The 18,179-nt window shown below is 59.0% G+C and carries 13 protein-coding genes, 1 tRNA gene and 2 pseudogenes; 9 read left to right on the top strand and 7 right to left on the bottom strand.

Going from position 1 to position 18,179, the window contains the following annotated elements; translation table 11 throughout:
• Positions 1-404: 2-amino-4-hydroxy-6-hydroxymethyldihydropteridine diphosphokinase (gene folK, locus MTR62_RS15545; RefSeq protein WP_244022575.1), on the top strand; the 404-nt coding region annotated here is incomplete at its 5' end.
• Between the two features lie 30 nt (positions 405-434).
• Positions 435-510: transfer RNA gene (locus MTR62_RS15540), tRNA-Lys, on the top strand.
• A gap of 53 nt (positions 511-563) precedes the next feature.
• On the opposite strand, the gene MTR62_RS15535 is transcribed toward MTR62_RS15540, so the two are convergent.
• The 4 genes from MTR62_RS15535 to MTR62_RS15525 all read right to left on the bottom strand — a co-directional run bounded on the left by MTR62_RS15535 (position 564) and on the right by MTR62_RS15525 (position 2,877).
• Positions 564-1,427, bottom strand: coding sequence for a tyrosine-type recombinase/integrase (locus MTR62_RS15535; RefSeq protein ID WP_244022573.1), 864 nt, complete (start codon positions 1,425-1,427; stop codon positions 564-566).
• Between the two features lie 164 nt (positions 1,428-1,591).
• Positions 1,592-1,774: a hypothetical protein gene (locus MTR62_RS15530; protein WP_244022572.1), complete on the bottom strand. Its 183-nt coding sequence runs from the start codon at positions 1,772-1,774 to the stop codon at positions 1,592-1,594.
• 3 nt (positions 1,775-1,777) lie between these two features.
• Positions 1,778-1,963 (bottom strand): helix-turn-helix domain-containing protein, encoded by a 186-nt coding sequence (locus tag MTR62_RS21515; protein WP_327194421.1) that lies wholly within the window; start codon positions 1,961-1,963, stop codon positions 1,778-1,780.
• Positions 1,964-2,061: 98 nt separating this feature from the next.
• Entirely contained in the window at positions 2,062-2,877 is an 816-nt protein-coding gene (locus MTR62_RS15525; protein ID WP_244022570.1) for a hypothetical protein, read from the bottom strand.
• 416 nt (positions 2,878-3,293) lie between these two features.
• Here MTR62_RS15525 and MTR62_RS15520 point away from each other — a divergent pair.
• Positions 3,294-3,414 (top strand): annotated as a pseudogene (locus MTR62_RS15520) (IS5/IS1182 family transposase); the annotation flags it as partial.
• Between the two features lie 149 nt (positions 3,415-3,563).
• A complete protein-coding gene (locus MTR62_RS15515) occupies positions 3,564-6,959 on the top strand; it encodes an AAA domain-containing protein (RefSeq protein WP_244022568.1) in 3,396 nt (1,131 codons plus the stop codon).
• Positions 6,960-7,118: 159 nt separating this feature from the next.
• Here MTR62_RS15515 and MTR62_RS15510 read toward each other — a convergent pair whose 3' ends face one another.
• Positions 7,119-11,417 (bottom strand): NACHT domain-containing protein, encoded by a 4,299-nt coding sequence (locus MTR62_RS15510; protein WP_244022566.1) that lies wholly within the window; start codon positions 11,415-11,417, stop codon positions 7,119-7,121.
• Positions 11,418-12,036: 619 nt separating this feature from the next.
• Here MTR62_RS15510 and MTR62_RS15505 point away from each other — a divergent pair.
• The gene (locus tag MTR62_RS15505; protein ID WP_244022564.1) at positions 12,037-13,863 is read left to right on the top strand and encodes a P-loop NTPase fold protein; all 1,827 of its coding nucleotides are present in this window, start codon (positions 12,037-12,039) and stop codon (positions 13,861-13,863) included.
• Positions 13,864-14,176: 313 nt separating this feature from the next.
• Here the strand turns inward: MTR62_RS15505 and MTR62_RS15500 are convergent, their stop codons facing one another.
• On the bottom strand, positions 14,177-14,395 hold the full coding sequence (locus MTR62_RS15500; RefSeq protein WP_244022562.1) for a hypothetical protein: 219 nt from the start codon (positions 14,393-14,395) through the stop codon (positions 14,177-14,179).
• 40 nt (positions 14,396-14,435) lie between these two features.
• Between MTR62_RS15500 and MTR62_RS15495 the strand changes: the two are divergent.
• A pseudogene (locus tag MTR62_RS15495) lies at positions 14,436-14,834 on the top strand (recombinase family protein); the annotation flags it as partial.
• A 7-nt stretch (positions 14,835-14,841) separates the two neighbouring features.
• The gene (locus MTR62_RS15490; RefSeq protein ID WP_244022560.1) at positions 14,842-15,321 is read left to right on the top strand and encodes a hypothetical protein; all 480 of its coding nucleotides are present in this window, start codon (positions 14,842-14,844) and stop codon (positions 15,319-15,321) included.
• A gap of 112 nt (positions 15,322-15,433) precedes the next feature.
• On the opposite strand, the gene MTR62_RS15485 is transcribed toward MTR62_RS15490, so the two are convergent.
• A complete protein-coding gene (locus tag MTR62_RS15485) occupies positions 15,434-15,721 on the bottom strand; it encodes a hypothetical protein (RefSeq protein WP_244022558.1) in 288 nt (95 codons plus the stop codon).
• Positions 15,722-15,988: 267 nt separating this feature from the next.
• Between MTR62_RS15485 and istA the strand changes: the two genes are divergently transcribed.
• Positions 15,989-17,245 (top strand): IS21 family transposase, encoded by a 1,257-nt coding sequence (gene istA / locus MTR62_RS15480; protein WP_244022577.1) that lies wholly within the window; start codon positions 15,989-15,991, stop codon positions 17,243-17,245.
• Positions 17,242-18,099: an IS21-like element helper ATPase IstB gene (gene istB / locus MTR62_RS15475; RefSeq protein ID WP_244022556.1), complete on the top strand. Its 858-nt coding sequence runs from the start codon at positions 17,242-17,244 to the stop codon at positions 18,097-18,099. Before istA ends, istB begins: the two co-directional genes overlap by 4 nt.
• The last annotated feature ends 80 nt before the right edge of the window (positions 18,100-18,179 follow it).

Here is an 18,179-nt window from a genome sequence, read left to right as displayed (position 1 = left end):
GGACGGGCCAGGTCGTCGCCGTCTCGCCGCGGATCGAGACGCCGCCGCTCGGCCCCTCGCGCCGGCGGTACGTCAACGCCGTGGCGCTCGTCGAAAGCGGCCTTGAGCCGCCCGCGATGCTGGCCCGGCTCGCCGCGATCGAAAACGAATTCGGCCGTCGTCGCCGCGGGCAGGCCTGGCAGTCGCGCGTACTCGACCTCGATATCGTGCTGTGGAACGGAGGCAGCTTTGCCCAGGATGACGACGAAACCTGCCTCGTCCTCCCGCACCCGGCCTTCCGCGAACGTGCCTTCGTGCTGGCCCCGGCCAGCCGCATTGCGGGCCGCTGGCGCGATCCACTCACAGGTTTGACGCTAAACCAGCTACACGCGCGCTTGACCAAGCCCCGTCATGCCCTTAGGTGACCCTCCACCAAAACCGCACAGCGGCTTCGGGGGCCCTTAGCTCAGTCGGTAGAGCAACTGACTTTTAATCAGTAGGTCGCTGGTTCGAACCCAGCAGGGCTCACCACAACATTCAATATGTGGTGCATTTTCAAGAACCTCCGGGTTGGTTAGACAAAACTACGCGGTCAGGTTAGCCAAATCAAGCGCTCCGATTCCGGTTTCGGCCATGCGTGCCTGCCGCGCACCAGCAGTATAGCGGGCGACTTCTGCATCGCTAGAGTGGCCGGTGATCGATTTAATTATCTGGTTTGAAAGGCCAACTTCAGCCAAGCGCCGGGCTGCAGATTTTCGTAAGCCGTGCATGGATTTACCCTTGATGCCAGCTTCGAGGCATCGTCGCTTGAACCACATCCCAAAGCTATCGATAGTGTAAGGCTGACCCTTGTTGTTCTGAATGAAAGTTTCCTGGCTGCCGGGAATTTTCATAAGTGAGGCTGCAAGGCACGGATGCAAGGGAATTAGGAGTTCCTTCTCTGTCTTCTCCTGTCTGACCTTGATTTTGCCACGTACGATATCTGAAGGCCCCATCAAGCGGATGTCAGCCTTCCGCTGAGCTGTGAAAAGCGCAAGGTCGAACGCCACTCGCGCTTTGCTACCGATTTCGTGTGTGGCTTCGAAACGCGCAATGTCCTCTTCGCTCCAATCCGGAAAGCCAGCACTTCGCACCTTCAGTGCGCGTGTCGCAAGAACCGGATTATCCGTACGAAATTCCTCGCTGATCGCAAAATTCATAAGCTGTTTTAAGCGTTTGCGTAGATTGTTTGCGGCAACAGGAGTTTCGATCATGCCATCGAGAATTATCTGGATATGCCGAGTACGGACTGTCGCGACCGGGCGATGCCCATGCTGCTTCCGAAAACGGTCCAACTGGCCACGGTACTGTTCTCGGGTGGAGGCTCTGATCTCTTTCCAGTTGCGGCTTTCGTAGAACCTGACAATGAGGTCGTCGAACGACCCAGGGATGATGCCGGCTTGGGCCATGGATATTTTGCCTCGATCCTGCCAGGTCCTGTATTCTTGGGTAAATTCGACTGTACCAGGCTCGTGCTGAGCGTATTTTGGCGCCCACCCGGTTCGCCTGAAGCGGAATCGGCTTCGTCCATGGCGGTCAACGAATTGGCTGACGTATTGCGGAAGCAATAGGTTCAGCTTCGGTCTTCCACGTCTTCCCATCCTGAGGGCTTTCCTTCGGTTTCTGTGACTGTCGAGTAGATGGCGATGTTGCCGTCTCTATCGACAGTCACTTTGGCGATGGGCAGTCCAGCAGCTGCGACAGCAGTGACTGCTCGCTTGATATCCGATTGGCTTGCGCGGGCTGCCTGGCTCATCCTTTAGCAGCCTTCTTCGACAAGTCTGCGCAGACTTTCGGCAAGCACAATAGTGCGCCGACCGAGTTTGCGGGTCTCGATCTTACCCTCGGCAATGAGCTGGTATATCCGAGGCCGGCTCAGGCTCGTGACGATTGCTGCGTCACGAACGGAATAAGCGAGGGGAACCGGATTTTCGTTTCTGCGCATGGAACCGTCCTTCGAAAAAGTTGAACGGCTATGTCTATTAGCGTCAAATTCTGGTGATGCATCAAGAGATGCTGACCATAATTCTGGCGCAAATCTGATTATTTGTGGTCATTGAATCCCTGTGCTGCATTTGCGTGGGCTTCAAGCTTGGCCCAAAATTTATCTTGCAACTCAAGCGCTCGCCGGACTGCCTGCGGTAGGTTCGCGGGAGCTTCCCAGTCGAGAGCCTCAAGCGCAATGGCCAAGGTTCTGCATACGACTGAGTTCGGGGCCGCAGGTTTGTAGCTTGCCGGCAATTTTCCTGAATCGCTCCGGGGGAGTAAGCTTTCACATGCAAGGACTACTTGGCAAATCAGCTCATGTAACAGGGAAGGGGGGCGGCCTTGCTCCATATCAAAGTAGGTGAGCCACTTACTGGCTGCCTTGGCGAGGTGTTCCAGTCCATGGTCGATGGCGTTGAATGCGCTAGTGCCCGTCTCAATGTAAGAAAGCCATTCGGCATCGCTCTGCATGCAAATATCCTGTTCCCGCCTGGTCCAGCCAGTCAAGGCGAGGCTTCCGATAATATTAGACCTGAGGTCGCCAGGGTCGAGGATCGCAAATGTTGGCTCTCCTGCTTGGCGCATTAATTTCTGCAGCTCTTCGGCGAGCTTCTGAATTTTCTGCGCACATGCCCTTTGTTGAATTTTCGAACTGGCAGCGGCATTCGGAAGGGGCTTCGGTTCCTCAATCGCCTCCTGTTGCGATGCAATGAAATAGCGGAGTTGCGCGGCTATCCGTTCGGCAGGGGCCTGCTGTTCGAATTTCTGGAAAATGACCTCTATTTCAGCCGCTTGCTTTCTGGAAAAACCGAGGAAAGCGGGAGGGATTAGTCGCGTCTGTTCATTCCCCTTGTGACTGGAATTATGGGACATGTTTCATCGCTCCGGTCGCGGTGGTTCGACTGGATTATCTGAATTCTAAGTTCAGTCGCAAGGTGCTTCCGGTGCGGAAGTTAGTTGTGCCCGCGCAAGGGGGCGCATGACTTGAAGGTTGAGTGGGTAACCCTGAATTCCGAAGCCGTCAGGCATAATGGTTCGCCTCATTCTTGACGTTCAGCCGTCAAAATTCGAAGCCCAAGTGCGGATCGGCAGCTATCCCGGCAGGTGTCGACCAAATCAAGTCATTGACTTAGAGTTAGATCTAAAAATTGTTTAGCAATACCAGTATGTTATGATTCACGCTGTCCTTGCGAGAGATAGCGCACCTTCGCCTGGCCGGGACGGTGTTGGCGCCTCGCAAAGGACTGGGAAGCTCTAACCGCTTTGGGCCNTGTCCTTGCGAGAGATAGCGCACCTTCGCCTGGCCGGGACGGTGTTGGCGCCTCGCAAAGGACTGGGAAGCTCTAACCGCTTTGGGCCATGATCGCTTCTATCCGCATGCTCATCCGCAGAACCGCAAGGTATTTCTAAGCCTGAGGAACTTTTGAATCGGGCTCGTAATAGTGAGAGCGTCACTTGATCTCCTTTTTACGAACCGTCAATAATCCGGCAAAATATGGGCGAATTTTAAGCGAAAGCTCATCTTTTGTGTTCGAAAAATCGCACCAAGGCCGTTCTTCATGTCTCCATCCCTTTCCAACGTCCTTCGGTATTGGCGGACATCCCTTGCAGATGGCGCCATCGGCAAGGGGACTTTTCGGGAGGCGGATCGAAAGCGCTTTTTGGAACTGCCGAACGAGGCACTCAAGACGGGACGCCTGCCAGCACAACTTGTGCAGACGCTGTTCCGTGGCGTGGATGGCGCTGGCACTGTTTCGGTTCGCTTCTGGCCCCTGGTGACGGCAAGGAGGGGCTCGCACGCTGCCTCGCGCGCGGATGGCATGCCGGAGATTGTCGCTCCGGTGGTTACAGTGGGCTTTGTCGATCGGGCGGGCCGGCTCGTGCCGATGCGCAATGCCATTGCGCGCGATCTCCTTACCCCCTTGCCTCGCGGGGCCTTTGCCCTTGGATCGGTGGAGGCCCTTGACGCATTCCTGACGACGAACCCCATGCCGGAAATGACGACTGCCGACGCCTGGCAGGACTATCGCCGGCATTGCCGCCAGATGGTGGATGCCTTGTCGCCGGGCTGGCCCTCGGACGAAACCGAATATCTGCCGAACCGTAGCGGCTTCATCGAAGTGTCGGAAGGCGCCGATGCAACGGTGCGAGGTATGTTGGATCTCTACGACAGCCTGCTGGCTGAGCAGCCCGATACGCCGCTTCTGCGCCAGATCGCCTGCCCCGTCATCTCCGAAAGGACGCCGGATACCTCCATCGAGCGGGCATTCGTCCGGCGTCTTGGGCATTCGAATCCGAAATTCCCGCTGGCCGAACATCAGCGGCAAGTCTTGGCATGGCTCGATGCCGCGCAGCCCGGCGAGGTGATCGCGGTGAACGGGCCGCCTGGGACCGGCAAGACGACCATGCTGCTGTCGGCCGTGGCAGGGCTATGGGTGAAAGCCGCGCTCGACGGAGGCGATCCGCCGCTGATCGTGGCGGCGTCCTCCAACAATCAGGCGGTCACCAACATCATCGACGCCTTCGGCAAGGATTTCGCGGTGGGCGAAGGTGTGTTCGCCGGACGCTGGTTGCCGGATATCCAGAGCTTCGGGATGTACCTGCCGTCGCATTCCCGGCGCATGGAAGCCGCGCAGCGTTACCAGACGGAGGCTTTTCAGGCGGAATGCGAGTCTCTTGCTTACGTTGACCGCGCCAGAGTCGCTTGGCTGGAAGCCGCGGGCAAGGCCTTTCCGGGGGCCGTAAGGACGGATGTCGCCGGGTTTGTCGAAAGGCTCAGGCAGGGAATTGCCGAGGAGGTCGCGAAGCTCCGAAACCTTGATACGGCGCTGGACCGCCGCAAATCTTGCGCTGCCGCACTTCTGGCAGAGCTTGGGGGTGACCCGGATGCGGAGCAAGCGCGCCGAGCAAATACAGTCGCAGTAAAGCGCAAAGAGGTCGATCAACTGACGGCGTTGCAGATGGCCCTTACTCAATATCTCGCCTCGGAACCGTGGCTTGTCGGCCTTTTCGGGTCCTTGCCCTCGGTCAGACGCAAGCGCGTGTGGCGGGCGCGGCAGGCCATCGGTGAGGATTTGGACCTGGTGCAGGACGTGGTCCGCGTCGAGGATATGGAAACGCGCATCATGGATGCCCTGAGAGACCGCAAGAAGGCCCTGTCCACCGCCGAGCAGAGCCTGTCGCGTGCCGAACGTCTGAGGCAGCAGGCCGTGGCCGGCGAAATCGCATGGCGCGACGCCAAAGAGAGCTTCGCAGGGTCGGAGGACCTGGATGAATTGGAAACGCAGGCGGACATCGGGACGCGTTTCGACCTCTTCCTGCTCGCAACCCATTACTGGGAAGGGCGCTGGCTCATGGCGATGGAGGCAGATCTCGGCACGATCACCACGTCGCATGAAAAGACCGGACGCAAGGCGGTCGAGGCGCGCTGGAAGCGCAGGATGATGCTGACTCCGTGTGCCGTGACCACCTTCGCCAGCCTGCCTGGGAAATTGTCCTGCAGCCGGTACCAGGGCGGCAAATTCGCGAAGGACAGCCTGCACAACTTCATTGACCTCCTGATCGTCGACGAGGCCGGGCAGGTCCTGCCCGAGGTTGCCGGCTCATCTTTTGCCCTGGCCAAACGGGCGCTGGTCATCGGCGACACTCAGCAGATCGAGCCGATCTCGGCCGTGCCCGGACCGGTTGATATCGGCAATCTGAAAGACAGCGGATTGACCGATGGTGAGGAGGTGCCGGGCGCGCTCACTCTCAGCGGTATCCGGTCGACAAGCGGCAGCGCCATGCGCCTCGCACAACAGGCGTGCAAGATCTCCCCGTGGCCTCAATTGGACCGTGGGCTCTACCTTTTCGAGCATCGCCGTTGCCATGACGAAATCATCGAATTCAGTAACGCCTTGTGCTATAAGGGCAAACTGCGCCCGATGCGTGGCCCGGTACCGGCGGACGCGCCGCTTCCTGCGCTTGGCTATCTGCATGTCGAAGGTCGTGCCTTCACACGTGCTGGAAGCCGCGCTAACCCTGTCGAGGCCCGCACCATCGCCGCCTGGCTCGAGGATAGCCGCGCCTTGCTCGAAGGTCGCTACGGTCGTCCGTTGGAGCAGGTTGTCGGGGTTGTCACGCCGTTTGGTCAGCAAGTGCGTGCCATTCGCGACGCCTGTACCGCGCATGGCATCACCGTCTCGGGACGCGATGGGATGACCATCGGCACCGTTCACGCGCTGCAAGGGGCTGAAAGGCCCGTCGTGATCTTCTCGCCCGCTTATTCAAAACACGCCGATGGAGGGTTCATCGACGTTTCGCCCAGCATGCTGAACGTGACGGTCTCGCGCGCCAAGGACAGTTGCCTAGTCTTTGGCGACATGGATGTTCTTGCCACGGCCCGTAGCGGTTCGCCGCGTGCTTTGCTGTCGGAATTCCTGGCAGCGAAAGGCAAGACGCTGGATTTTGCCATGGAACCCCGTGAAGACCTGACACGGGGGAAGGCAAGTATCGAGATGCTGCAGCAGGCCGCCGAGCACGACGCCTTCTTGCTGGACGCCTTGAAAGGCGAAGGTCGCAGATACATGATCGTCAGCCCCTGGGTCATCGCGGGAACCATCGAGAGGAGCGGACTGCTGGATGCCATGGCGACAGCACGCCAGCGCGGCGCCGAAATCGAAGTCTTTTCCGACCCTTTGCTAAACACCGGCCCCGCGGCGGGCGGGCTCAGCCAGATGGAAGCGGTCGAACACAGACTTGCGGAAATCGGGGTCGCGATGCACAGGGTTCCAAAGCTGCACAGCAAGATCGTGACGGTTGACAAGAACCTCCTGTGCGCCGGATCGTTCAATTGGTTGAGTGCGGATCGGAAAGGAAAATACACCCGGCACGAAACTTCATTCGTCTACCGCGGCAACCACCTTGAGAACGAGATCCAGACCGTCCGAAACGGCCTCAATCAGCGCGCGGAGTAATTCGACCCTTGTCAGTCGCTCAGCCCCTAAATTTTGCCTCCCCGGTGCGGACGGGCAGCTTTCCCATCCTTGATTTGCAAGACGGGTCGAAAGCCGGCGATCCGCTTTGGATGCATGGTGAGCGAAAGCTGACGAACGGTAAGCGCCCATGCTGGCGGGCTAGCGACTCCTCCTGGTTAGGTCGATTCCGATCACCTTGACGTCGTCCACGCCTGCGAGATTGTCCGAGATAGTCAGCCAATGATGGTGCAGGGCATCCACGAGACCGTTGAAGTCGACACTGTCGCGGCCTGGCACCTCCCACGTAGATTTTTGCCCACGGTACACGAGCACAAACATGCCGCGATTCGATCGGTCATCCCGCAGGTAGTCGCCGCATAACTGCGTCTCGAGCCGTTCAAAAAGCTTCGGTCCTGTCCAGTTATCAGCGAGCTTGAGTTCGAGGGGCACCGGCGCATCAAAGCCGGCACCATGGAACCGCAGGTCCGAGCGTTTCGCGTCGGCGAACTCCTCCTCCTGAGGAATCGAGTAACGGCCGTGCGAGCTGTCGCGCAGCCAATCGCCGATATATTTGCGCATCTGTATTTCTTCGCTGACGGTTTTCAGAATGTCTGCGACGCTGCTGTCACCATCCTCGAGCTTGGCCTTGAGGTCGAGCATGCGCAGGACGCCAAGCTCCCAAAGCTCGCGGTGATTGCGCGGCGTCCTCTCCAGCCGCTCATTGAAATCATTGACTTGCGCGACGGTCCAAGGGCTCAGGTCTGCTTCCGTTTCCGCCTTGCTCTTGGCGTGGTGGGCCATCCAAGGTCGCGTACTTTCGACCGGGTGACGCCGCGACAAGTCCTGAATGGCCAGGAACGCTTCCTTTCCGGGAATCTCCTTGAGCAAGCCGAACAGATGGTTGCGCGCGTCCTGCGCGTTGTCGCGGAGCCCGGGCGAATACGCGCCCTTTCCGGCGCGCTCAATATCGTCTTTCTCCTCGATGTGCTGGTGCATCAGGATAATGAGGTCGCGCAGGTGGCTCGGCGTTCGATAGGCCTGCCGGACAACGGATTTGTCGTGTCGGTCACCGACCAGTTGCGAAGCGAATTGCATGGCGAACTGGACCCGCTGCGGTTTGCTTTTAAGCTTATCGAACCTGAGCCGGATCGATTCGATCGCCCGCCCAGGTTCGACGCCCGCCCAGACCGCGTACCATGCTGCGGCGTGATCGAGCACCTTCTGGCGGACCTTCTTCTCGGCAAGCGCCGCCAGCGCGCTGTCGCTGACCCCTGCCCGGTTGACGATCGTTAGCAGGTAACCGAGCGTCCCGATGCTTTTTAGTTCTTTCCGGGCAAGCCGCTCAAGGATGGCGGGCGCGATCGTGTCGTCGGACCATTCGCCGTGCCAGCTCAGGTCATAGATCACATAGTGGCTTTCCCGCTCAGCCGTCCCCGTGCGCAACTCGTAGTCGATCTCGACGAGCAACAACTCCGTGATCCGCTGCGGGAAGGCAGCGTAGAGACCGGGAAACCATTCGGGAAAGCCGTTCAGCTCGTTCATCCCGTAACGGAACGCCGTTTCGGCATCGGCCACAGTCAGCGTGCTCGGCCAAGCTGGCGTTTCCGTTGCTTCAATCTCGATCCCCGTCAGGCCGAAGATCGTCGCGAAGGTCGTCGAGTCCTTGCCTTTTGGGTCCGACAAGAGTGCCGGTTGGTAGCGGCGCCAATAGCTGACGACACCATCGCGGAAGGCGCGAGCGATGCTTTCATCGAACTCAATCTCGAGCAGGTGCCAGTCACCATGCGTCCAATGGTTAGACCGGTCGCCCAGTTTGCGCAGCTTTTCATGCATGTAAAATTGATCGTTGGAGATGTCCTGCGGCTTGGGCAGCCCGGGATCACGGAGCTTCTGGACGTTCGCCGCCAGGTGGGTTCTCCACTCTGCCTTGTTCTCCTCGATGCGCTGTCGGCGTTCCTTGTCACGGCGTTTCCACTGCGCTTCCTGACGCTGCCAGCTCTTCGCCTCGGCGCTCGGCGGCGGCGGGTGGAGCAACTCGCGAAGCTTGATCGTGAGGGCAGGACTTCTCTTGCAGACAGCCTTCAACTGATTCCGCCATCTCGCCGGTTTGCCTGCGTCTCGGTAGAGCTGAAACGCGAGGCTGAGTGCGACCAGCCGGTCATCGCCTCTCTTGGCTCTGATCTGGGCTTTGATGCGGTCGAAAGCGTCGGGGGGGAAACGGCAGTAGGATTTCCAGTAGGCGGGCCAGAAGTCCGTGAGGCGCGCGTCACGATTCTTGCTCTGCCGGCGGCGGGTCAATTTTACGTGGTACCAAAACAGGGTGTCGTTCAGTTCTACCCATGCGGGCACGAGCTCGGGGATCCTCGACCGAATATCGCGCAGGTCCCAGTCGTGATAATCACTCGCCGAGGGCAGCTTCTGCAAGACGGACAGGCAGTCCTGTCCGAGCGCTGCGAGGTGGCGTGCTTCGATCAGCCGTTCCACCGCCTGCGCGGCACGTTTGAGCAGCCAGCCATGGCGCTGCGAAATCTCGTAGTTGTGTCGTTCGATGATCGGCCGCTTGGAAATAAGCGCAACGATTCCGGTGACTAGGTTGGCAAGCAGGTCGATCGGGGCGGCGCATACGAACTCCGAAATGGCTTCGCCGAGACCGTCGGTGCTGAACTCGGGCTTGGGCTCTGTCTTTGCCAGGGCACTCAGCAGCCAGTCGACCGACGCCTGATCGTAGGGAAGATTCTTGACCAGCTCGGCAAGCCAATCCCGCTTGAGGCGCCTCGCCTCGGCAACGAACGCGGCTCGCACTTCCTCCGCATCCTGTGCGGTCCCGACACCCAGAACAGTGCGGATCGCGGCGATGCGAACATATTTCCCTGCGTCTGGCTTGAGCGCGTACTGCTTGGCTTCGGGCAGCGCTTCGGCAAGTCGTCCCTGCCAAACCATTCGAAGCAGGATCCACAGCAGATCATCCCTGGTGCCGAATTTCCGGATGAGCGCCTTGATTTCGTGCACGAGGTCGGCATTGGCGAAACGCTGAACGGCCGCGTAATCCATTCTGTGCCCGGCGCCGCCCTTCGACACCGTTGCACACACCTTACGCAGCACCTCGCGCCGGGTGGCCAGTGGCAACTCGGCGGGTTCACCACCTTCGAAGATCAATTCCGGCGCGATGCGCAGTGCGCGTTCGCGCATGCGCTCGTCGAGCAAGATCAGCCACACCAGCACTGGCCTGAGGGACGGTGTGATGACCTCTATGTCGTACTGCTCTCTGAAAAAGAGCATTTCAACCTCGCGCCGGGAGGTCTCCCGCTTGAGTAATCCATCGAACCATTCCGCCGCGAGGTACTCACGCTGGGTACGATGGTGGAACCGGACCGTCCCGTAAATCGCCTCATCGAAGATCGGTCGCAAAAGAAGGGTAGTCTGGTCCGGCGCGCCCCAGTCCTTAAGTACATCGGCGACCGGAAGACCGACGGCGTTCTGGGTGCCGTCCGGCACACGAATGATCGTTTCGTGCGTCATGGTCGCGGCCGCGGCCAACAGGCGGGCACCGGCCCGCGCCTTTTCTTTGGATAGCGGGCGCGCTTCATCGCGGCGCTGGTCGGGTTCGCTCAATCGCTGGTCGAGGGACTCGCGCATCAGTTCCAGCCGGTTACCGACCCGGCCGTTCTTGACCCAAAAGCCGGTCAACTCTTCGAGGTCCCGAGGGCGATGTGCCATGATCCACGCATCGGCACGTTCGACGGAGTCGACGAACGAGTCCACGTCCGTGACGCCCTTTGCCTGGGCGAACTTCCTGACCTGCGGCTCGCGCAGATCGTCCAGCGCGACCAGTTTGAACGGATCTTCCACCTCTTCATCGGCGGTGCGAATGACTGCTAAACGCTTCCTTGAGGCAGGCTTGCCATCCGACGCCTCGTCGGCGGCCTGTTCCTTGGGCGGCTGGTATTTGAGCTGGTCGCGGCATAAACTGAGGTCGGTCACGGGCCGCCAGGCTGATCCGCGGCTGCTGATGAAAATATGCGCACGTTGCAGCGCCGGTGCCAATCGAAGTCCCAGTTTTCGGACGGCGCGATTGAAGTCCGCCGGTTCTTTCAGCCGCGACTCGTCGACGGAATCGAGGAAAAGCCACCCCTCACCATTGGAACCAAGCCACTGGTCAAACTCGGCGAGCGAGCCTTCCTCGAACGCAATGTCGAAATCGTCGGCAACATGTTCCAGGCGGAGGAAGAACGCGGATTTGCCGGCGGCGCGCTGTCGTTTTGCAGCCTGCCGGATCTCCACCGTCTTCCCAGCGCCTGCTTCCGAAAGGAGAATGACCCGGTACTCGTTAACGAGCGCATCCCAAGTGACGGATTTGCCATATCCGAACGCTGCCTGAATGTCGAAATCGTCCGCCTCTCCCTTGTGCCGGCGGAGTTCGTGAAAGGTACGATCAAGATTGATGAACTCGTTTGCCAACGGACACTCGCTTTCGAGGCATTCCGCAATTCATGCCAAGTACTCATTAAGCTGGCCAGTGCCAGGAAGGGCAAGCGAGCTCTCTTCCACAGCGCCGTCAACTCCGAGAATCTCACTTCCTGGAAACCCGAATGAGCCGGCGAACGGCTTAGAGCATTTTCCAGTCAGGTGGAATCACCTGACGTTTCAGAAAATGCTACAAAACAAGAATCTAGAGCGGTCGATCTGATGCAATCTGATCGAAAACCGCTCTAATTGGGCGCAAGGCTGCCATTCCCACCCCGAGCAGCTTGAAGCCTTCCGGACCCGACCCTTTCAAGCCGCTCAGATGCTAATTTTGCGTCCCCATGTGCGGTCCGTCTCCTTTCCCATTCTGGATGCCCCAAAGGGACGGCTGCAGATCCGCCGCCGCATGGTCGCAAACCTCCTCGACTTCGGTGCGCTGTCAGACCCTATCCTCGCCCGCATCGCCCGCCGCCGAACAATGGGCCGCGCTGTGCGCGCATCTGGAGCACGGGCTTCGGGGGCAAGGCGTTGAAAAAAGATTGCATCATCTCAATTAAGAGCACAGCAGATCACATAACTTTCGCCGTGAGCCCTACGAAAAATGTCAAAAGTCATGACGCATAATCGAGCTACTCAAGCCTACCTCAAGGAATATTGCGATCCCAAATGCGAACGCGATTTTGCGGTTTTGTTGGACGGGCCGTGGGGGGCTGGGAAGACTTGGTTCATCAAACAGTTTCTTAAGGACTATCCGAAGCACCTCTATGTCAGCCTGAACGGAATGTCTGACGTGCGGCAAATTGGGCAGGAGATATACGTCCAGCTCCACCCCTTTATTAACTCAAAAGGCATGCGAATTGCTGGAGCAATCTTAAAGTCTGGATTGAAGGTCGCTCTGAAATATGACTACGACGGCGATGGCAAGGATGACGTGACGGCAAATATAAGCGTGCCGGACCTAGATTTAATGAAAGAGCTTGGTCAGGCCAAGGATAGACTGCTCGTTTTTGACGATTTTGAGCGTTGCGACATCCCTGCGCCTCAAATTCTCGGCTACATCAATTCATTCGTGGAGCACGACGGCCTCAAGACCATTATTTTGGCAAATGAAAAGGAAGTTCCTTCCCGGGATTCCAATGGTCGTTACGCTGAAATCAAAGAAAAGGTGATCGGGCAAACGCTTCGGATCGCATCCAGCGCTGACACTGCATACGACAGCTTTCTCGAGGGTGTTGCTGAAAAAACGGCTCGAGATTATTTGACGAAGCACAAGAATACTGTGCTCGATGTTCACGCATCGTCCGATACTGCTAACCTACGGATATTAAAGCATGCATTGTGGGACTACGAGCGTGTAGCCAAACACTTCGCGCCAGAGCACTGGCTCAATGAAAGTGCCATGTCTCAACTTCTGTCGGTGCTGCTGGTGCTTTCCATTGAACATCGGGCAGGGCATTTAAAGGATGGGGCTGCTGTCAAACGGCTGCTTGACGTTCACGGTAGGGCGTTACTCAGCCATGTTCGTGAAGAAAATTCACCAGAAGACGTGGTTGCGGAGCGGTATAGCTACATTGATTTCGGGGACGCTGTTTTGGATTTTGTCACGCTTTCTCGAGCCATAATTGACGGCTACGTCGATAAAACAGAAGTCTGCGCAGCGCTGGATCATTCCCATTACTTCGCAACGAGCGCTAAAAATCCACAAACTCTGCTCGTTAGGGCGCGGTCCATTTATAATTTGACCGACGAGGCCGCGAATGAAATTGCAACGGAATTTATGGCGGCATTTGATCGCGGCGCTTTCACGATGAAAAGTGATGTTATGCAGGCGTTCGACTTACTAATAGATTATACAAAGATTAGGCTTATAAAGTTTTCCATGCCATCGGCAATCAATATGGCAAAAAGATATGTCCGCAATCTAAGTGCCATCCCGTCCAACTTCCAATTTGACACTCGAAATATCGATGAACTTGAGGCCGATGGCCAGTTTCAGTTCTTTGAGAAGGGCGGTCCTGAGTTCAGAGAGATACTTGATTACTACCGCGCAGCGGAATTTAAGGCATTGGAGGCACGATTCGCCGACGAAGCGCGCGACCTGCTCATTTCTGTCGCGGAGGGGCAAACTGACAAGCTCGATCAAGTGATGACAGGTCACATGCGTGCGCTGCCGATCTTCGCAAAACTTCCGCCTAAAGAGTTTGTCAGCACGCTGCACAAACTGAATGTTGGGGTTCAATCTCGTTTGATTCGTGAGTTACGAGAACGGCACCTGCGGGATCATGACGAGGTGCTATCAGCAGAAATTCCATGGCTTTTGAAGCTACGTGATTGCATGCAAAGAGAAGCGAAAAGGGCTGGACCGTTGACGAAATTGCGCTTTCGCGCACTGATTAAAGACTATCTCGACCCAGTCATAAAGCGCGGTTCCGGCCTATAACCGGCGGACACGCCGTGGCGGCACGCGGTATCGAGCCAGGCAGCGGCGCAGCGTGCCAAATTGGTCGCAGCGATCAGGAAATCATACCGCTCGACCGGATCCGTGTGCCTCGCCAGCGTCCGTGCCCGCATCGCAGCTCGCGCGCCCATGAAATCGCGCCGCGCCGCGTGCCGATCCTCGAGGATGGCGTGGATCCCGGCCCGAGGCCCGAACGCCACAGTGCGTCCGCGCCTTCGGCCCGGAGCCGTTCGACATACCACGCGATCTCGCGCCACGCGGCGTCTTCATATCGATCAAGATTCATTGCCGCGCTTCAGTTCGACGCGACAGCGCGGTCATGCGCGGCCGCCACATCCTCAGCCGCGAGCTGTTTGATGGTCGATATCGCACGCAGGAGATAGTCGGCAGCAAGGATCGCGTTGATACTGCTTTGCGGGGAGGAATAGGAAACGATCCCATGCAGTGAGGCATGCCGATTGGGGACAGGATCTGCGAATGCGATCCCAACCGCCGCTTCATCTTTCATATGCATGTAGAGATGCCTGGTGAGCTTCTTGTAGAAGCGCAGGCCGGTCGTCTGGAAGCTGGATCGCCTGGGGCGCTCGCTTTCGCATCTGATCGGCAGCGTGACCGAGTTGGAAAACCGAGGGGTCGGCTTTCGCTCGATCACCGAGGCGATCGACACCACAACGGCCGGAGGGCGCCTCGTCTTCCATCTGTTTGGTGCGCTTGGCCAGTTCGAACGGGACCTGATCCTTGAGCGCACCCGAGCTGGCCTGGCTGCGGCCGCCGCTCGAGGGCGCAAGGGCGGGCGCAAACCTGTCGTGTCCCCGTCCATGCTCGGCCGAGCCAAGGGCATGATCGCCCAAGGGCTGACGGTTCGCGAGGCGGCAGGGCGACTCAAGATTGGCAAGAGCACGCTCTACGATGCCTTGCGCGGAGAAAAGGTGAGCCCTTCAACCCAGGAGTGAGTGCGACATGCCCGAATGCGACTTCACCGACCCTTTCGATCTCGACATCGAGCTGCGCGATGCCGCGCTGGACGAAGCCAATTCGCCGACCCGGCGCATGATCGCAAACGCGTGCCTCGGCATGGAAATGTTCGACGCCTTCTACGCGACCAGGGAATTGCGCGAACTCGTGGATCTCGTCCTTGCCGAAGACCCGCGGGGCAAGCCGAGGCTGGCCACTGTCCTTTCGACGACATGCGACGATTTCCAACGATGCCTCTATTTCTGCCTCGCCGGGCGCGGAGCAAAGCAGATGGCCGATGATCTGGCCTGGTTGCAGGCAATGCTCGATAACCGTCTGCTGGCGGGCTATTATCGCGGTTTGAACGGAATACGCTTGGTGACTGAGCCGGCGCCCTATGTCGCTCCCAAGCCGGATGGCCCGCTTGTCAGCCCAGATGCCGGATTTGAGCTTGGCCCGTCATGGCGCGTTGAACAGCGGCACTGAAGTCGCTGAGGATAAGCGCCCTTGCATGACCTTTGGTGGTCGCAATCGCGGCCCAGGAAGCCGACCATCCGCTTTGCGCTACTGACGAGCCTAGCAGTCAGCGGGTTTACCATTAATTCTGACGCTGGATTTCCAGCAGCCGTTTGGCAAGCATGAAAGGGAATAGGGTCACGACAGACCAGATCGCAAGGATCAATGGAGTGAACGCCAGGTAAGCCCACCATGCCCCGAATTCTGAAGAGATGTCGGCGGAGTAGTTAGCGGTGAACCACAGCGCAAACCAAAACGGTGCCAACCAGAGGCCGAAGATCAAGGTTACCCTAAGTGGGCCTGGGTGGAAGCCGCCCACGAACACCGATAACAAAATTGCGGTGACGGCGATCATGAATTCGTAAGGCACGCTTGCAGCTTATCCAGCGCNACTGGATTCACGAACGGAATCCCTCGGGCATTTGCGCAACAAAGCCCATCGACATCGCCCGCAATCACGGCGGGATCGCGTGTTGCCTGCGCGAGCGGGTGTCAGTGGGCGTGTAATTCTCCGCAAAAGTGGGCTTTGAAAATTCCCTGATTGTTGGACCCGATTGCCCAATGGTCCGGGGTTAACCCCGGGCCATTGGGCAAAGCCAAAATCGGCGCGATGACCTCTTGGTGGGAGGCCGCGCCGATGATCCGACTTGGAGAAGCCATGATGATACTGGAGTTGCACCGGCAGGGGCTGTCGGTGAGCGCGATCGCGCGCCGAACGGGGCGCGATCCCAAGACCGTGCGCAAATACATTGAACGGGGCGTCGAGGTCCCGGTTTATGGTCCGCGCACGACGGGCCGGCCGAGTAAGATCGCTCCCTTCATGCAGTTCCTGCGCGAACGTGTAGCGGCCTTCCCCGACCTGACGGCCTCGCGCCTGACGCGCGAGATCAGGGAGATGGGCTATACCGGCGCCTATACCGCGGTGAAGCGCTATCTTGCCGCGATCCGTCCCGAACACGATCCCAGGCCCTACGAGGTTCGCTTCGAGACCAGGGCCGGCGTGCAAGGCCAGGTCGACTTCGCCCGCTTCGTCGTCGAATTTACCGACGAGCCCGGCGTGGTGCGCATCGTCTGGCTGTTCAGTCTGGTACTGGGCTACTCCCGCTTCCTCTTTGCCCGCTATGTGCTGCACCAGGACCTGCAGACTCTTCTGGGCTGCCATATGCAGGCCTTCGAAGCGCTGGATGGGGTGCCGATCGAGATACTCTACGACCGGATGAAGACGGCGGTGACCGGCGAGGATGACCAGGGCCACATCATCTACAACGCCTCGCTGCTGGCGCTGGCGAAGCACTACCGCTTCCAGCCCAGGGCGTGCCGCCCCTATCGGGCGAAGACCAAGGGGAAGGTCGAGCGGCCGTTCCGGTATATCCGCGAGGACTTCTTCTTGGGGCGCTCCTTCCGCAACATGGAAGAGCTCAACGCCCAGCTTGTCGACTGGCTTGAGACCGTTGCCAACGTCCGCGTGCATGGCACGACCCAGCGCGTCGTCGCCGAAGCCTTTGCCGAAGAACATGAGGAACTGCAAAATCTGCCGGACCATCGCTTCAACGCGATCCTGAAGCTCGAACGGCGGGTCAGTCACGACGGGCTCGTGGCGGTCGGCGGCAATTATTACAGCGTGCCTGACCGGACACGGCGGATCGTCGAGATCGAGCAACTCCCCGATCTGATCCGCGTGATCGACCGCGGGGTTGTCGTTGCCGAACACCCAGTGCTGGAAGGGCGTCGGCAATATCGCATTGACCGGCGCCACCGCACCGGACGGCCGCAGCCGCGAACGCCGGATCAGCCTGCGACAATGATCGGCCGGATCGGCGACCATGTGCCGTTGCGTTCACTGGCCATCTACGAAGCCATCGGCGCCAGTCTCGCCACGGAGGGCCGGCCATGAACGGCATTGCACCATCCACGCGCGTTGACTCCATCCGCCGGAGCCTGGTCAGCCTCAAGATGCCCCGCGCGCTCGAGATCCTGGATGCAACCCTGCGCCGCATCGAGCAGGGCCAGATCGATGGCATTGAAGCGCTTGATGAACTCCTGGGCGAAGAACTGTCGCTACGTGAGAACCGTCGGATCAAGGCCGCCCTGCGCATGGCGCGGCTGCCTGTCGTGAAGACGCTGGCTGGCTATGACTTCTCGTTCCAGCCCTCACTCGACAAGAACCGCATCCTGGCGCTGGCCGGTCTCGACTTCATAGAACGGGCCGAAGTCGTCCATCTGCTGGGGCCCCCAGGCACCGGCAAGAGCCACATTGCAACCGCGCTCGCAGTCGAGGCCGTGCGTGCAGGCAAGGCCGTCTACTTCATCCCGCTTGCCGATCTCATCGCCCAACTCGCCAAGGCCGAGCGCGAAGGTACGCTCCGAGAGAAGATCCGCTTCCTGGCTCGTGCATCGCTGCTCGTCGTCGATGAAATCGGCTACCTGCCGGTCACACCGGGCGGGGCCAACCTGTTCTTCCAGTTGGTCAACGCCCGCTATGAAAAGGGCGCCATGATCCTCACCTCCAACCGCGGCTTTGCCCAATGGGGCGAAGTCTTCGGCGATCCCGTCGTCGCCACCGCGCTGCTCGACAGGCTGCTGCACCATGCCGTCGTCATTCAGATAGAAGGCTCCAGCTATCGCATGCGTGAGCATGCCGCGCTTGTTCCCGAAAACGTGCGCAACGCCGCCACCTTCAATCCGACGCTGCCAAAACGCCGTGGCCGACCACCGACGAAAGGAAAATCCGATCCCGAATACGGCTGATCACCGGCCAACCCGAACCCATGGATCAGGGAATTTTGGACGCCCACATCTGCGGAAACTTCGGTACCCATTGACAAGCG

Source organism: Novosphingobium organovorum, from assembly GCF_022832435.1.
Taxonomy (GTDB): domain Bacteria; phylum Pseudomonadota; class Alphaproteobacteria; order Sphingomonadales; family Sphingomonadaceae; genus Novosphingobium; species Novosphingobium organovorum.
This window is presented reverse-complemented; position numbering and strand designations above follow the sequence as displayed.

What these genes read in the sequence shown, in the direction of transcription:
- istA (WP_244022577.1), top strand. Translation starts at nt 15,989, where the DNA reads ATGATCCGACTTGGAGAAGCCATGATGATACTGGAGTTGCACCGGCAG.
- MTR62_RS15530 (WP_244022572.1), bottom strand. Translation starts at nt 1,774, where the DNA reads ATGAGCCAGGCAGCCCGCGCAAGCCAATCGGATATCAAGCGAGCAGTC.
- MTR62_RS15525 (WP_244022570.1), bottom strand. Translation starts at nt 2,877, where the DNA reads ATGTCCCATAATTCCAGTCACAAGGGGAATGAACAGACGCGACTAATC.
- MTR62_RS21515 (WP_327194421.1), bottom strand. Translation starts at nt 1,963, where the DNA reads ATGCGCAGAAACGAAAATCCGGTTCCCCTCGCTTATTCCGTTCGTGAC.
- MTR62_RS15515 (WP_244022568.1), top strand. Translation starts at nt 3,564, where the DNA reads ATGTCTCCATCCCTTTCCAACGTCCTTCGGTATTGGCGGACATCCCTT.
- MTR62_RS15490 (WP_244022560.1), top strand. Translation starts at nt 14,842, where the DNA reads ATGCCCGAATGCGACTTCACCGACCCTTTCGATCTCGACATCGAGCTG.
- MTR62_RS15500 (WP_244022562.1), bottom strand. Translation starts at nt 14,395, where the DNA reads ATGCATATGAAAGATGAAGCGGCGGTTGGGATCGCATTCGCAGATCCT.
- istB (WP_244022556.1), top strand. Translation starts at nt 17,242, where the DNA reads ATGAACGGCATTGCACCATCCACGCGCGTTGACTCCATCCGCCGGAGC.
- MTR62_RS15535 (WP_244022573.1), bottom strand. Translation starts at nt 1,427, where the DNA reads ATGGCCCAAGCCGGCATCATCCCTGGGTCGTTCGACGACCTCATTGTC.
- MTR62_RS15505 (WP_244022564.1), top strand. Translation starts at nt 12,037, where the DNA reads ATGACGCATAATCGAGCTACTCAAGCCTACCTCAAGGAATATTGCGAT.